A 1,766-nucleotide genomic window follows, 5' to 3' on the forward strand; every position below is an offset into this window, starting at 1 on the left:
TCGCCGTCGGTGATCTTCCGCTTCTGGGCCACGTAGACGCGGACCAGCTCGTTGACACCCGGCGGCAGCTCGTCGCCCTCCTCACGGGAGAACACACGCACCGCGATGACCTTGCCCTGCTCGCCGTGCGGCACCTTCAGCGAGGTGTCACGGACTTCGCGGGCCTTCTCACCGAAGATCGCGCGCAGCAGCCGCTCCTCCGGCGTCAGCTCGGTCTCGCCCTTGGGCGTGACCTTGCCGACCAGGATGTCACCGGGGACGACCTCGGCGCCGATGCGGATGATGCCGCGCTCGTCGAGGTCGGCAAGCACCTCCTCGGACACGTTCGGGATGTCGCGGGTGATCTCCTCGGGGCCCAGCTTGGTGTCGCGGGCGTCGACCTCGTGCTCCTCGATGTGGATCGAGGAGAGCACGTCGTCCTGCACCAGGCGCTGGGACAGGATGATCGCGTCCTCGTAGTTGTGACCCTCCCACGGCATGAACGCCACCAGGAGGTTCTTGCCCAGCGCCATCTCACCGTTGTCGGTGCAGGGACCGTCGGCGATGACCTGGTTGACCTCGACCCTGTCGCCCTCGGCGACGATGGGCTTCTGGTTGAAGCTGGTGCCCTGGTTGGAGCGCTTGAACTTCGCCACGCGGTACGTCGTCCGCGTGCCGTCGTCGTTCATGACCGTGATGTAGTCGGCCGAGACCTCCTCGACCACACCGGCCTTCTCCGCGCTGATGACGTCGCCGGCATCGGTCGCGGCACGGTATTCCATGCCGGTGCCGACCAGCGGCGCCTCGCTCTTGAGCAGCGGCACCGACTGGCGCTGCATGTTGGAGCCCATGAGCGCGCGGTTGGCGTCGTCGTGCTCGAGGAACGGGATCATCGCGGTGGCCACCGACACCATCTGGCGCGGCGACACGTCGATGTAGTCGACCTCCTCGGCACGCGCGAGCTCGGTCTCACCACCCTTGGTGCGGACCAGGACGCGGGCCTCGGCGAACGAGCCGTCGGGGTTGAGCGTCGTGTTGGCCTGCGCCTTGACGTAGCGGTCTTCCTCGTCGGCGGTGAGGTAGTCGATCTGGTCGGTCACCTTGCCGTCGACGACCTTGCGGTAAGGCGTCTCGACGAAGCCGAAGGCGTTGATCCGGCCGTAGGAGGCCAGCGAGCCGATCAGGCCGATGTTGGGGCCTTCAGGGGTCTCGATCGGGCACATCCGGCCGTAGTGGGACGGGTGCACGTCACGGACCTCGAACCCGGCCCGCTCCCGCGACAGACCGCCGGGACCCAGCGCGGACAGACGCCGCTTGTGCGTCAGGCCGGCCAGGGGGTTGGTCTGGTCCATGAACTGCGACAGCTGCGAGGTGCCGAAGAACTCCTTGATCGAGGCCACCACGGGGCGGATGTTGATCAGGGTCTGCGGCGTGATGGCCTCGACGTCCTGCGTGGTCATGCGCTCGCGGACGACGCGCTCCATGCGGGCCAGACCCAGGCGGACCTGGTTCTGGATGAGCTCGCCGACGCTGCGCAGACGACGGTTGCCGAAGTGGTCGATGTCGTCGACCTCGACGATGACCTCGCCGTTGGCGCCCGGCATGGACTCCTCGCCGGCGTGCAGGCGCACGATGTACTCGATCGTGGCGACGATGTCGTCCTCGGTCAGCGTGCCCAGCGTGATGTCGGCGTCGACGCCCAGCTTCTTGTTGATCTTGTAGCGGCCGACCTTCGCGAGGTCGTAGCGCTTGGGGTTGAAGTAGAGGTTCTCCAGCAGGGTCTGCGC

Annotated in this window: 1 protein-coding gene; it reads right to left on the reverse strand. The window is 67.2% G+C overall.

What is annotated here, in order from left to right; translation table 11 throughout:
* Positions 1 to 1,766: DNA-directed RNA polymerase subunit beta (gene rpoB, locus AB0K18_RS50230; RefSeq protein WP_364930278.1), on the reverse strand; the 1,766-nt coding region annotated here is incomplete at both ends.

The organism is Nonomuraea sp. NPDC049421, from assembly GCF_040677005.1.
GTDB lineage: Bacteria > Actinomycetota > Actinomycetes > Streptosporangiales > Streptosporangiaceae > Nonomuraea > Nonomuraea salmonea.